This window comes from Streptomyces sp. NPDC054840 (assembly GCF_053611065.1).
Window position 1 is genome coordinate 1 of record NZ_JBSGZP010000142.1, and the last position, 13,099, is coordinate 13,099.

General features: G+C 72.1%; 13 protein-coding genes and 1 pseudogene. 2 read left to right on the plus strand and 12 right to left on the minus strand.

Features of this window, described 5'->3' with window-relative positions; all coding sequences use genetic code 11:
• Positions 1–149: 149 nt before the first annotated feature.
• Both ACWGIU_RS13205 and ACWGIU_RS13210 read left to right on the plus strand, forming a co-directional pair.
• Entirely contained in the window at positions 150–1,577 is a 1,428-nt protein-coding gene (locus ACWGIU_RS13205) for a SulP family inorganic anion transporter (protein ID WP_453705250.1), read from the plus strand.
• 18 nt (positions 1,578–1,595) lie between these two features.
• Positions 1,596–2,831, plus strand: a complete 1,236-nt coding sequence (locus tag ACWGIU_RS13210) for an APC family permease (RefSeq protein ID WP_453705252.1) — start codon at positions 1,596–1,598, stop codon at positions 2,829–2,831.
• Here the strand turns inward: ACWGIU_RS13210 and ACWGIU_RS13215 are convergent.
• From ACWGIU_RS13215 to ACWGIU_RS13270, 12 genes and pseudogenes are all read right to left on the minus strand, one after another.
• Positions 2,815–3,339 carry an SMI1/KNR4 family protein gene (locus tag ACWGIU_RS13215; protein WP_453705254.1) on the minus strand — a complete coding sequence of 175 codons (525 nt, stop codon included), beginning with the start codon at positions 3,337–3,339 and terminating at the stop codon, positions 2,815–2,817. The two genes, ACWGIU_RS13210 and ACWGIU_RS13215, sit on opposite strands and share 17 nt — an antisense overlap.
• 4 nt (positions 3,340–3,343) lie before the next feature.
• Positions 3,344–3,523, minus strand: a complete 180-nt coding sequence (locus ACWGIU_RS13220) for a hypothetical protein (protein ID WP_453705256.1) — start codon at positions 3,521–3,523, stop codon at positions 3,344–3,346.
• 58 nt (positions 3,524–3,581) lie between these two features.
• Complete coding sequence (locus ACWGIU_RS13225; protein WP_453705258.1) at positions 3,582–3,974, minus strand: YccF domain-containing protein; 393 nt, start codon at positions 3,972–3,974, stop codon at positions 3,582–3,584.
• Positions 3,971–4,834, minus strand: coding sequence for a zinc metalloprotease HtpX (htpX, locus tag ACWGIU_RS13230; protein ID WP_453705272.1), 864 nt, complete (start codon positions 4,832–4,834; stop codon positions 3,971–3,973). Before htpX ends, ACWGIU_RS13225 begins: the two co-directional genes overlap by 4 nt.
• 202 nt (positions 4,835–5,036) lie before the next feature.
• Positions 5,037–6,569 (minus strand): NADH-quinone oxidoreductase subunit N, encoded by a 1,533-nt coding sequence (locus tag ACWGIU_RS13235; RefSeq protein ID WP_453705260.1) that lies wholly within the window; start codon positions 6,567–6,569, stop codon positions 5,037–5,039.
• Positions 6,566–8,119: a complex I subunit 4 family protein gene (locus ACWGIU_RS13240; protein ID WP_453705274.1), complete on the minus strand. Its 1,554-nt coding sequence runs from the start codon at positions 8,117–8,119 to the stop codon at positions 6,566–6,568. Before ACWGIU_RS13240 ends, ACWGIU_RS13235 begins: the two co-directional genes overlap by 4 nt.
• Before the next feature lie 38 nt (positions 8,120–8,157).
• Entirely contained in the window at positions 8,158–10,173 is a 2,016-nt protein-coding gene (locus tag ACWGIU_RS13245; RefSeq protein WP_453705262.1) for an NADH-quinone oxidoreductase subunit 5 family protein, read from the minus strand.
• A complete protein-coding gene (gene nuoK / locus ACWGIU_RS13250) occupies positions 10,170–10,517 on the minus strand; it encodes an NADH-quinone oxidoreductase subunit NuoK (RefSeq protein WP_453705264.1) in 348 nt (115 codons plus the stop codon). Before nuoK ends, ACWGIU_RS13245 begins: the two co-directional genes overlap by 4 nt.
• A complete protein-coding gene (locus tag ACWGIU_RS13255) occupies positions 10,517–11,143 on the minus strand; it encodes an NADH-quinone oxidoreductase subunit J family protein (protein WP_453705266.1) in 627 nt (208 codons plus the stop codon). Before ACWGIU_RS13255 ends, nuoK begins: the two co-directional genes overlap by 1 nt.
• Entirely contained in the window at positions 11,140–11,748 is a 609-nt protein-coding gene (locus ACWGIU_RS13260; RefSeq protein WP_453705268.1) for a NuoI/complex I 23 kDa subunit family protein, read from the minus strand. The genes ACWGIU_RS13255 and ACWGIU_RS13260 overlap by 4 nt, the downstream gene beginning before the upstream one ends.
• Positions 11,748–12,713 (minus strand): NADH-quinone oxidoreductase subunit NuoH, encoded by a 966-nt coding sequence (gene nuoH, locus ACWGIU_RS13265; RefSeq protein ID WP_453705270.1) that lies wholly within the window; start codon positions 12,711–12,713, stop codon positions 11,748–11,750. Before nuoH ends, ACWGIU_RS13260 begins: the two co-directional genes overlap by 1 nt.
• A pseudogene (locus ACWGIU_RS13270) lies at positions 12,710–13,099 on the minus strand (NADH-quinone oxidoreductase subunit C); the annotation flags it as partial. The pseudogene ACWGIU_RS13270 and the gene nuoH, both read right to left, overlap by 4 nt.

Genomic DNA, 13,099 nt, shown 5'->3' on the forward strand with positions numbered 1-13,099 from the left:
CCCGCCGGGCCGCGGCGGTTGCGAAGGGTGTGTGTGCGGGGCGTGTGCGGCGCACGCGCCACCGCGGCCTCCTGTGATCACTTGGGACGCGATGAGTGCGCCCACCAGGCTGGGTGGCATCACATCACCGCGTAGCAGGGGGTTCTCGCATGCCTGGGGCCGGCACGTTTCGCGATGACTTCGGGGCGTCCGTGGTCGTCGCGCTGGTCGCCCTGCCCCTGTGTGTCGGGGTGGCGGTCGCCTCCGGGGTGCCGGCCGAGCTGGGGATCGTCACCGGGGTGGTCGGCGGACTGGTCACCGGATGGTTCCGCGGAAGCGCCCTCCAGGTGAGCGGGCCCGCGGCCGGTCTCACCGTCCTCGTCTACGAGGCGGTGCAGGCGCACGGTCTTCCCGCGCTCGGGGTGCTGGTGCTGGCCGCCGGGGTGGGGCAGCTGGGTATGGGGATGATGCGGCTCGGGCGGTGGTTCCGGGCGATCTCCGTCGCCGTCGTGCACGGGATGCTGGCCGGGATCGGGCTGGTACTGATCTCCGGGCAGCTGTACGCCCTGGGCGGTGTGGAGGCCCCGGGGCAGACCCTGGCGAAGCTGCGCGGGGTGCACGAGCTCGGGTCGCGGGCCGACTTGGCCGCCGTGCTGCTCGGAGTCGGGACGATCGCCGCCATGGTCGCCTGGCGCCGGGTGCCCGCCCGGCTGCGGATCGTGCCGGGGGCACTCGTCGGGGTGGGCGCCGCCACGGCCGCGGCCGTCCTGCTGCGGCTGCCCGTGGAGAAGGTGCGGGTGACGGGCGTACTGACAGCCGTGTCCCCGCCCGGCTGGGGCGACTTCGAGGTGCTGGCCTCGGTCGGCGCGGCCGGCACCGTGGTCGCGCTGGCGCTGATCGCCTCCGCGGAGACGCTGTTCAGCGCCGCGGCCGTGGACCGCATGCACGACGGGCCGAGGACGGAGTACGACAAGGAACTCATCGCCCAAGGCGTGGGCAACAGCGTGTGCGGGCTGCTCGGCGCGTTGCCGATGACCGCGGTCATCGTGCGCAGCGCCGCCAATGTGGAGGCCGGGGCGCGGACCCGCGCGGCCAGGGTGCTGCACGGTGGCTGGCTGCTGCTCTTCGCCGTGGTGTTTCCGCGGCTTCTGGAAAGTGTGCCGCTGGCCGCGCTGGCCGGGGTGCTGCTGCACGCGGGCTGGAAGCTGCTGCCGGCCAGGGCGGTGGCCGCGTTGTGGCGGACGCACCGGGGCGAGGCGGTGGTGCTGGTGGTCACGGCCTCGGCGATCGTGGTCACCAATCTCTTCGAGGGGGTGCTGATCGGGCTGGGGCTCGCCGTGGCCAAGGCGGCCTGGGAGACCTCCCACGTGCACATCGAGGAGGTGTGGGAGGACGAGGAGCTGTGCGTGCGGGTCGTGGGGAACGCCAGTTTCCTGCGGCTGCCCAAGCTGCTCGACGCCCTGGACGCGCTGCCGCACGGGCATCCTGTGCGGCTGGATCTTAGCGGGCTGCGCCACCTGGACCATGCCTGCCTGACCGCCCTGGAGGGCTGGGAGCGCACGCGGACTCCACTGCCCGGCCGGGAGGGCGTCATCTAGCGGGGTTACTCTCCGCCCGTGGAAAACGAGTTGAAGCGCACCCTTGGGGTGTCCGACGCCGTCGTCGTCGGACTCGGCGCGATGGTGGGCGCCGGTATCTTCGCCGCCCTGGCCCCCGCGGCGGGGGCGGCGGGCGGTGGCCTGCTCGCCGCGCTGGGCGTGGCGGGTGTCGTGGCCTACTGCAACGCGCACTCCTCGGCGCGGCTGGCCGCCCGGTATCCCGCCTCCGGTGGCACGTACGTCTACGGGCGCGAACGGCTCGGGCACTTCTGGGGGTATCTGGCCGGCTGGGGGTTCGTGATCGGCAAGACCGCGTCCTGCGCGGCGATGGCCCTCACGGTGGGGGCGTATCTCTGGCCGGGGCAGCAGCACGCCGTGGCCGTCGCGGCGGTGGTGGCGCTGACCGCCGCGAGCTACGGGGGCGTGCAGAAGTCGGCCCGCATCGCCCGGCTGATCGTGGCGGCGGTGCTGGCGGTGCTGGCCGGTGTGGTCGCGGTGTGCCTGTCCTCCGGGGCGGCCGACCCGGGGCGGCTGAGCGGATCCGCCCAGGGGATCTTCGGGCTGTTGCAGGGCGCGGGTCTGCTGTTCTTCGCCTTCGCGGGCTATGCCCGGATCACCACCCTGGGCGAGGAGGTGCGCGACCCGGAACGGACGATCCCGCGGGCGGTGCCGATCGCGCTGGGGATCGCGCTGCTGGTGTACGCCGCGGTGGCGGTGGCGGCGCTGTCGGTGCTCGGCCCGGAGGGGCTGGCGCAGTCGTCGGCCCCGCTCGCCGACGCGGTGCGGGCGGCCGGGCGGCCCGGACTGGCCCCGGTGGTCCGGGTGGGCGCGGCCCTGGCGGCGCTGGGCTCGCTGCTGGCGCTCGTGCTCGGGGTTTCGCGGACCGTCCTGGCCATGGCCCGGGACGGCCATCTGCCGCGCGCGCTGGCGGCCGTCCATCCCCGGCATCAGGTGCCGCACCATGCGGAGCTCGCGGTGGGTGCGGTCGTGGCGGTGCTGGCGGCTACCGCCGATCTGCGGGGTGCGATCGGTTTCTCCTCCTTCGGAGTGCTCGCCTACTACGCGATCGCGAACGCCTCCGCGTGGACTCTCGATTCAGGTGTCAAGGGGCGGACCGTGGCAGTGGTCGGGCTGTCCGGCTGTGTCGTGCTGGCGTGCGCGCTGCCTCTCGCGTCGGCGGTCACGGGGGCGGCGGTGCTGGCGGTGGGCGCCTTCGTCTACTGGCTGCGGGGGCGGTTCAGATCCGGGATCTGAACCCCTCCCAGGGCGTCAGCTCCAGGTCGTACTCCTCCCCCGCCGGCGACTCGTCGCAGTACCAGGCGGTGCCGTCGAGCCAGCCCCGCAGCCAGGCGGCCAGGCCGGGGGTGTCGATGGACCAGGCGAGCTCAGGCTCCCCGAGATTCGGGTCGAAGAGCAGGACCTGGGCGGTGTCGGAGCGGCAGTCGACGCAGACGGACATGGAGCAGCCGAAGTCGGCTATCGGCAGCACTCCCTCGGGCCAGCGCCAGGCCGACGAGCGGCCCACCCCGTAGGCACGGACGGCGTGGCGCAGTGACAGCAGTCCGCACTCCGGGCCGAATCCGCCGTCGCCGACACGGGTGTAGAGCGCGGCGAGCAGGGGCGGCAGGGCGAAGCCGAGTATGCCCTCGGCCCGGGCGATCTCGTCTGTGCCCAGGGTGGCGGGCAGGGGCACTCCGGACGCCTGCGCGGAGTTGCGTGCGCGCTCGGCGACTTGCTCCAGCAACTGCTCGGTCTCGTTCATGCGTTCATGCGTTCATGGTGACGCACCCCACCGACAACCCGCTCGGCCTGTGGACAATGCGGTCGAGGACCACGGCGAGGTCCTGTTCCCGCAGGTGGGCGAGGATCTCGGAGAAGCTCCGGGGACGGACGCTCAGCGGCATGGTGCCGCCGGGGCCGTTCACGGCCTCTCGCACAGCGCCCACGGCTGCTCGTCGTCGTGGTCGTCGTTCTCGCCCAGCCGGGCGAGGAGGACGGGCCGGGTCACCGAGCGGCGAACGGCGCGTCCGTGGGGACGATCTCGCGGCCGAGCGGGAGCAGGGAGAGCGGGACCATCTTGAAGTTGGCGATGCCGAAGGGGATTCCGATGATCGTCACGCAGAGCACGAGGCCGGTGGCGATGTGGCTCAGGGCGAGCCACCAGCCCGCCAGGACCAGCCACAGGACGTTGCCGATGCAGGACGCGGCGCCCGCGTCGTGGCGCTCGACCGTGGTGTAGCCGAAGGGCCAGAGGGCGTAGACGGCGATGCGGAAGGCGGCGATGCCGAACGGGATGCCGATGATGGTGATGCAGAGCAGCGCGCCCGCGAGGAGGTAGCCCAGGAACAGCCAGACGCCGCTGAGGATGAGCCAAATGATGTTGAGGATTGTCTTCATTGGCGGCGGCCTGCCATCTGTTCGAGCCGGGCGATGCGCTCGGCCATCGGAGGGTGTGTGGAGAACATCTTAGAAAGGCCCTGGCCTGGACGGAACGGGTTGGCGATCATCATGTGGCTCGCCGCCTCCAGCCGGGGCTCCGGGGGCAGCGGGAGCTGTTTGGTGCCCGCGTCGAGCTTGCGCAGGGCGCTGGCCAGGGCGAGTGGGTCCCCGGTGAGCTGTGCGCCGGATGTGTCGGCCTCGTACTCGCGCGAGCGGCTGATGGCCAGCTGGATCACGGAGGCGGCCAGCGGGCCCAGGATCATGATCAGCAGCATGCCCAGGAGGCCGGGGCCCTCGTCGTCGTCCGACCGGCCGATCGGGATCAGCCAGGCGAAGTTGACCAAGAACATGATCACCGAGGCGAGGGCGCCGGCGACGGAGGAGATCAGGATGTCGCGGTTGTAGACGTGGCTGAGCTCGTGACCGATGACCCCGCGCAGCTCGCGCTCGTCGAGGATGCGCAGGATCCCCTCCGTGCAGCAGACCGCGGCGTTGCGCGGGTTGCGGCCGGTGGCGAAGGCGTTGGGGGCCTCGGTGGGTGAGATGTACAGGCGTGGCATGGGCTGGCGCGCGGACGTGGAGAGCTCGCGCACCATGCGGTAGAGCTGGGGCGCCTCGAATTCACTCACGGGCCGGGCGCGCATCGCGCGTAGAGCCAGCTTGTCGCTGTTCCAGTACGCGTAGGCGTTCGTCCCGAGGGCGACGAGGACGGCGATGATCAGGCCGCCCCGTCCGAAGAAGCTTCCGATCAGGATGATGAGTGCGGACAGCCCGCCGAGGAGTACGGCGGTCTTCAGCCCGTTGTGCCGGCGGTGCACGGTACGCCCTCCAGGTGGTGCGGCAGGGGAGCCCGTCATGGATGTGAGGGTCTACGGTCCAGTGGACCCTCCCTTCCTGGTCAACGCGAGGTGAGGGCGTCAGGTTCCCAGGGCGCGGCGGGGCGGCCGCCCGCCGCCGCCCCTCTCCGGGGGAGGTCGGGGCCGCGGCGGTGGCTGCTCCGTACGGGTTACACGCGCCGGCTCACTGCGCGAAGAGGTTGCCCGAGGTGACGCGCAGGATGAGTTCCGGGGCGCCCGACAGGACGACCGCCGTGATCGCGGTGACGATGACGGCCGCTGCCACCGGCCAGGGGGCGCGCGTACGGGTTTGCGCTCCCTCGGGGGTGCGGAAGAGCAGGGCCGTCCAGCGCAGGTAGTAGTACAGGGCGATGACGACGTTGACCGCCATGACCACGGCGAGCCAGCCCAGGCCCGCGTCGACCGCGGACCGGAAGACGGTGACCTTGGCGAAGAGGCCGATGATGCCCGGCGGCAGGCCTGCCAGGCAGAGCAGGAAGAAGCCCAGCGAGAGGGCGGCCAGCGGGCGCTCGGCGTACAGCCCGCGGTAGTCGTTGATGCGGTGGAGCGGCTTGGTGCGGGCGACGAGGGCGGCCACGGCGAAGGCGCCGAGGTTCACGACGGCGTACATGAGGGCGTAGGCGACGGTGGAGCCGATCTGGTCGCGCCCGGAGTACGCGGCCGCGGCGATCGGGACCAGCAGGTAGCCGGCCTGGCCGACCGAGGACCAGGCGAGCAGCCGTACGGCACTGTTCGGGCGGTCCGGCGATTGACGCAGGGCGGCGGCGTTGCCCAGGGTCATGGTGAGTGCGGCGAGGACGGCCAGGGCGGGGCCCCAGATGTCGGAGTAGGCCGGGAAGGCGATCACCGTGACGAGGATGAGGCCGGTGAAGCCGACGGCCTTGCCGATCACCGATAGGTAGCCGGCGATGGGCAGGGGGGCGCCGACGTAGGTGTCGGGGACCCAGAAGTGGAAGGGGACGGCCGCGGTCTTGAAGGCGAAGCCGACGAGGGTGAGCGCCACACCGGCCATGGCGAGGGTGTCTAGCTGCCCGGGGACGTCTTCGAGCCGGCCGGCGACCTGGGTGAGGTACAGGGAGCCGGTGGCGGCGTAGACGAAGCTGACGCCCATCAGCGACACGGCGGTGGCGGTGACGGAGGACAGGAAGAACTTCAGGGCGGCCTCGGAGGAGAGCCGGTCGCCGCGGCGCATGCCGACGAGGGCGAACGCGGGCAGCGAGGCGACTTCGAGCGCGACGATCAGGGTGGCGAGGTCGCGGGAGGCGGGCAGCAGGGCCGCCCCGGCGGCGGAGGAGAGCAGCAGGAACCAGTACTCGCCGGCCGGCATACGGGCGTCACGGACGGCGGTGACCGACACCAGGGCGGTGATCAGGGCGCCGGCCAGCACCAGGAACTGGATGACGAGCGTGAAGTGGTCGGCGACGTAGCTGCAGGCCGCCGGGTCGCCGGTGAGGCAGAAGGTGGACCGGTCACCGGCGCGCAGGGGCAGCAGGGTGGCGGTCGCGGCGGCCAGGCCGGCGACCGAGATCCAGCCGAGGGCGGGCTTGTGGCGCTCGGCGAGGAACAGGTCGGCGACGAGGACGACCAGGCCGACGGCGGCGGTGATCACCACGGGTGCGAGGGCGAGCCAGTCGACGGACTGGACCAGGCTCGGGGCCTCGGCTGAGAGGACCGGCAGGGCCGTCAGGGCCGTCATGAATTGCCTCCTGCGAGGAGCTTCTGGACGGCCGGGTCGGTGAGGCCGAGGAGGACCGCGGGCCACAGGCCGGCGAGGACGGTGAGGGCGACGAGCGGGGTCCAGGCGGCGAACTCGTAGCGCTGGATGTCCGCGACGGCGAGCTCGGGGCCGGCTTTCGGATCTCCCATGCAGACGCGCCGTACGACGATCAGGAGGTAGGCGGCGGTGAGCAGGGTACCGAACGCGCCGACGGCCATGTACGTGAGGAACGCGGGGCGGGAGAGGTCCGGGGCGGGGTCGAAGGCGCCGAAGAGGGCCAGCATCTCGCCCCAGAAGCCGGCCAGGCCCGGCAGGCCCAGGGACGCGACGGCGGCGAAGGCGAGGAAGGCGCCCATGCGGGGGGCGCGGCCGTACAAAGCAGCACCGGTGGCCCCGGCGAGGGTGTCGAGGTCGGCGGTGCCGTAGCGGTCCTTGAGGGCGCCGACCAGGAAGAAGAGGAGACCGGTGATCAGGCCGTGGGCGATGTTGGCGAAGAGGGCGCCGTTGACGCCGGTGGGCGTCATGCTCGCGATGCCGAGGAGGACGAAGCCCATGTGGCCGACGGAGGAGTAGGCGATGAGCCGCTTGAGGTCGCCCTTGTTCCCCCTGCGGGCGAGGGCGAGGCAGGCGAGCGATCCGTAGACGATGCCGACGGCCGCGAAGGCGCCCAGGTAGGGGGCGAAGGTTGCCATGCCGTCGGGGGTGATGGGCAGCAGGATGCGGACGAACCCGTACGTGCCCATCTTGAGCAGGACGCCGGCCAGCAGGACGGATCCGACGGTGGGCGCGGCGGTGTGGGCGTCCGGCAGCCAGCTGTGCAGGGGCCACATCGGGGTCTTCACGGCGAGGCCGATGCCGATGGCGAGAACGGCCAGGATCTGGGTGGTGTGGGACAGTTCGCGGCCGTTGTCAGAGGCCAGTGTCACCATGTCGAAAGTGCCGCTGTTCAGTCCGATCAGCAGCAGACCGAGCAGCATGACGACGGAGCCGAGGAGGGTGTAGAGGATGAACTTCCAGGCGGCGGCCTGCCGCTGAGCACCGCCCCAGCGGGCGATGAGGAAGTACATCGGGATGAGGACCATCTCGAAAGCGAGGAAGAAGAGCAGCAGGTCGAGGACGGCGAAGGTCGCGAGGGTGCCGGACTCCAGGACGAGGAGCAGCGCGACGAAGGCCCTCGGGGAGGGGCCTGCGGGGAGCTTGAAGTAGCTGTAGAGCGCGCAGAGGAAGAACAGGAGCGCGGTCATCAGGAGGAGGGGGAGCGAGATGCCGTCGACGCCGAGGTGGATCCGGACGTTCAGCGCCTGGATCCAGCTGATGTCCGTCGTCGCCTGGATGCGGGACGGGGCGTCGTGGTCGAAGCCCAGGGTGAGGGCGATGGCCGCGGCGAGGATCACGCCGGTGAGGGTCACACCGTGGCGGAGCACGGCCTGTTGGGGGCTCTTGCCCTTGAGGCCGGGCGGGGCCGGCAGGAACGCCGCGGCGGCGCCGAGGAGCGGTGCGGCCACGATGAACGCCAGAAGGAACTGCATCACGGACGGGCTGATATCAATCACGGCTGCCTCACGGCTCACGATCCGGCGTTGACGTTGGCGAGGACGGCGGTGGCGAGCGCCAGGACCACGGCACCGGCGAGCAGGGCGCTCAGGTAGCTCTGCACGTTGCCGGTCTGGGCACGGCGTACGAGGCTGCCGAGCAGCTGGGTGCCGGTGCCCGCGCCGCGGACGTACGTGTCCACGACCTCGCGGTCGAGGAAGCGTACGAGGCTCGCGGCTGCCTGGACGGGCCGGACGAACAGCCGGTCGTAGACGGCGTCGAGGTGGAAGCCGGCGGCCGCGTGACGGTGCAGCGGGCCGAGGAACGCCTTGCCGGGGTCGGCGGCGGGGCCGGTCGGGACGGCGGGGTGATCGTGGGTCACCTCGGCCACCTCGGGGGCTTCCGCGGCGGATTCGGCGGCGACGACGGCGGCGGGCACTGCGGCTGCGGCTGCGGCCCGGGTGCCGGCGGCGAGGGCGGCCTTCGCGGAGGCGCGCTGCCAGAGGGCGTAGGTGAGCATCGCGCCGATGGCCGCGGCGCCCGTGCCGAGGACCGAGGTGACCAGGGTCGGGGTGAGATCCCCGCCGTCGAACCAGTCGGAGAGGCGCCCGGCCGCGAGGCCGAAGCCGATCGACGGGATCGCCAGCAGCCACAGCACGCCGGTCATGGCGAGGGGCTCCCTGCCGTGGTCGGGGGCGGCGGCGCCCCGGCCGCGGAAGGCCATCAGCCACAGCCGGGTGGCGTAGGCGGCGGTGAGCAGGGCGGTCAGCAGACCGGCGCCGAGCACCAGCCAGCCGGCGGCGCTGGGTGCGAAGTCCGAGTGGCCGGTCGCGGTGTGCTCGGCGGCGACGAGGACGGCTTCCTTGGAGAAGAAGCCGGCGAAGGGCGGGACCGCGGCGAGCGCGAGGAGCGCGATCGTCATCGTCCAGAAGGCGTCGGGGATGCGCTTGGCCAGACCGTCCATCCGGGACATGACGCCCAGGGAGTTCGTACCGGCGGCATGGATGATCACGCCGGCGCCGAGGAAGAGGAGCGCCTTGAACGCGCCGTGGGACAGGAGGTGGAAGACGGCGGCGCCGCGGTCACCGACGGCCAGGGCGCCGACCATGTAGCCGAGCTGGCCGATCGTGGAGTAGGCGAGCACCCGCTTGATGTCGTCCTGGGCGAGGGCGGCCAGGCCGGAGCCGACCATCGTGACGGCCGCCATCACGGCCATCACCACCAGCGCGGCCCGGGAGGCCGCGAAGACGGGCAGGAGGCGGGCGATGAAGTAGACGCCGGCGGCGACCATCGTCGCGGCGTGGATCAGCGCCGAGACCGGGGTGGGGCCCGCCATGGCGTCGGGGAGCCAGGTGTGCAGGGGGAACTGCGCGGACTTGCCCGCGACACCGGCGAGCAGGAGCAGCGCGATCAGGGTCGGGTGGTCGAGTCCGCCGTCGGCGACGGTGTCCAGGATCTTCGGGATCTCGAAGGAACCGGCGTCGGCGGCGAGCGCGAACAGGCCGATCAGGAAGGGGACGTCGCCGAGCTTGGTGACGAGGAAGGCCTTCAGGGAGGCGGCGCGGGCCGCTTCGGTCTCCCAGTAGTGGCCGACCAGGAAGTACGAGCAGATGCCCATGACTTCCCAGCCGACCAGAAGCACCATCAGGTCGCCCGAGTAGACGACGAGCATCATGGCGGAGGTGAACAGTGAGACGAGAGCGGCATACGACGGGTAGCGCGGGTCCTCACGGAGGTACGCCGTCGAGTACAGCTGTACGCAGGTGGCGACGACCCCGACCAGGACGGCGACCAGCGCGGCGAAGCCGTCGATGTAGAGCGAGAGGTCGATCGGAACCGAGCCGGTCGGGGTCAGCTCGGTCGCGGCGCTGATCGTCCGGCCGCCGCCCTGGCGGACGGCGACGAGGACGGCCAGTACGGCGGCGCCGAGCGTCGGCAGGATCGCTAGCGGCCGGACGAACCCGGGGGCGCTGCGGCCGAGCAGCAGTCCCGCCACCGCGCCGAGGAAGGGGAGCAGCGGGACCAGGACGGCGAGGGTCGTGGTGCTCACGCGGTGACCTCGCTCTGGTAGTTCCCGGCGGGTTCATGGCCCTCGGCGGTGTCGCGCAGCCGGTCCACGTCGGAGGTGCCCCGGTTGCGGTACACCATCAGCACGATCGCGAGGCCGATGCCGATCTCGGCGGCGGCGATCGCGATGGTGAAGAGGGTGAGGGCCTGGCCGGCGTGCAGGGCGTCGCGCAGCCAGACGTCGAAGGCCACCAGGTTGAGGTTGACGGCGTTGAGCATCAGCTCGACGGACATCAGGACCAGGATGGCGTTGCGGCGGGCGAGCACTCCGTACAGGCCCGTGCAGAAGAGGAGCGCCGCGAGCACGGCGGGGTAGGCGAGGTGCATCAGCGCCGGCCCTTCTTCTCGCCGGGGCCGGCCGGGGTGGCGGCGTCGGCGGGGTCGGCATGGTCGGCGGGGTCGTTCCTGCGGGAGAGCACGACGGCCCCGATCAGGGCTGCGAGGAGGAGGACGGAGAGCGCCTCGAACGGCAGCACCCAGTGCTGGAAGAGGATCTCGCCGGAGACCTTGGTGGAGCCCTGGACCGGTCCGTCGAGGTCGATCCAGGTGGTGCGGAAGGCGTCGACGACCACCCAGACCAGCGACACGGCCGCGACGACGGCGACGCCGAGCGCGATCCAGCGGTTGCCGGAGTCCGCGTCCGGGGAGCGGCCGATGGGGGCCTTGGTGAGCATCAGTCCGAAAAGGAGGAGGACGATCACGGAACCGAGATAGATGAGGACCTGGACCCAGGCGATGAACTCGGCGGTCAGCAGCAGGTACTCGACGGCGATGCCGCCGAGCGCGACGACCAGCCACAGGGCGGCGTGCACCAGCTGCTTGGTGGTGACCGTGACGAGGGCCGCGCCGAGGGTGGCGAGTCCGACGAGGACGAAGGCGATCTCGACGCCGGTCGGCGAGAGGAAGCCGGGCCCGGTGGCCGTGGCGGCTGCGGCCAGGGTGGCGGGGCTCACGCGTCTCCCTCGGGGGTCGGGTCGGTCGGCGGTTCGGTCTCGGCCGCCTGGGCCTCGGCTTCGGCGGCGGCGGCCGCCGCGGCTGCTGCGGCTTCGGCCTTCTCCACCGCCTTGCGGGCGGTGACGATCTCCTTGGGCTCCTCGGCGGCCGGGTCCAGCGCGGGCGGCGCCGGGACGGTCCACATCCACTCGCGGAGCTTGTCGCGCTCGTGGGTCAGTTCGTGGATGTCGGTCTCGGCGTACTCGAACTCCGGCGACCAGAAGAGGGCGTCGAAGGGGCACACCTCGATGCAGATACCGCAGTACATGCAGAGGGAGAAGTCGATGGCGAAGCGGTCGAGGACGTTGCGGCTGCGCTCGCGGCCACCGGGGGTGGACGCCGGGACCGTCTCCTTGTGGGAGTCGATGTAGATGCACCAGTCGGGGCACTCACGGGCGCAGAGCATGCAGACGGTGCAGTTCTCCTCGAACAGACCGATGACCCCGCGGGAGCGGGGCGGCAGTTCGGGCTGGACGTCGGGGTACTGGGCCGTGTGCGAGCGCTTCGTCATCGTGCGCAGCGTCACGGCCAGGCCCTTGGCCAGGCCGGATCCGGGGATGGGCATTACTGGATCGCCACCTTCACGATGCCGGTGAGCGCGATCTGGGCGAGCGCGAGCGGGATGAGTGTGGTCCAGGCGAGCTTCTGGAGCTGGTCCTCGCGCAGCCGCGGGTAGCTCACGCGGAGCCAGATCACGACGAAGGCGAGGACCGCGATCTTGAGCAGGGTCCAGACCCAGCCGAGGTCGTCGCCGAAGGGGCCGTGCCAGCCGCCGAGGAAGAGGACGGTGGTGAGGGCGCAGAGGACGACGATGCCGGCGTACTCGGCGAGGAGGAACAGTGCGAAGCGCAGGCCGGTGTACTCGGTGTACGCGCCGAAGATGATCTCGGAGTCGGCGACGGGCATGTCGAAGGGGGGCCGCTGCAGTTCGGCGAGGCCGGCGATGAAGAAGACGAGCGCGCCGACGATCTGCCAGGGCAGCCACCACCACTCGAAGGCCTCGACGATGCCGGGGAGGGAGACCGTACCGGCGGCCATGGCGACGGAGGCGGCGGCGAGCAGCATCGGGAGCTCGTAGGCGAGCAGCTGGGCCGCGGTGCGCAGGCCACCGAGCAGGGAGAACTTGTTCGCGGAGGCCCAGCCGGCCATCAGGGAGCCGAGGACTCCGACGCCCATGACGGCGAGCGCGAAGAACAGGCCCGCGTCGATGACCTGGCCGACGGCGCCCTCGCCCGGGCCGATCGGGATGGCCAGCAGGACGAGGAGGTAGGGCAGCAGGGCGACGGCGGGGGCGAGCTGGAAGATCCGGCGGTCGGCGCCCGCCGGAACGATGTCTTCCTTCTGCGCGAACTTCACTCCGTCGGCGACGAGCTGGGCCCAGCCGTGGAAACCGCCGGCGTACATGGGGCCCAGGCGGCCCTGCATGTGGGCCATCACCTTGTGCTCGGTCTGCCCGACGACGAGCGGGAGCACGAGGAAGACGGCGAAGACGACGATCAGCCGCAGGGCGACGTCGAGGACGTCGTTCACGCGTCGCCTCCGTTGTCGGGGGTGGGGTCGGTGGTCGGGGTGGTCTTGGGGCCGGACTCCCGGGCGGCGGCCGACCCGGCGTCCGACTCGGCGTCCGGCGGGGTCTCCGGCCGCGGCTTCGCCGGAGCCTTCGGCTCCTCGAAGGCGGGCTTCGGGTCGTGCCAGGGGGCGTCCGAGCTGCGCGGCGCCGGCTTGGGCGCGGCCGCCGGGGCTGCCGCGTCGGCCGGGGACGCCGGGGCGGTCGGGTCGGCCGGGGACGCCGGGGCGGTCGGGTCGGCCGGAGGCGACTGGCTCGCCGAGCCCTCCGACACCGAGCGGGCACGGCGCGGCGGGCGGGGCGGGGTTTCCGCGCTCGCCCCGGTGGCCGCATCGGCCGGGGACTGGGT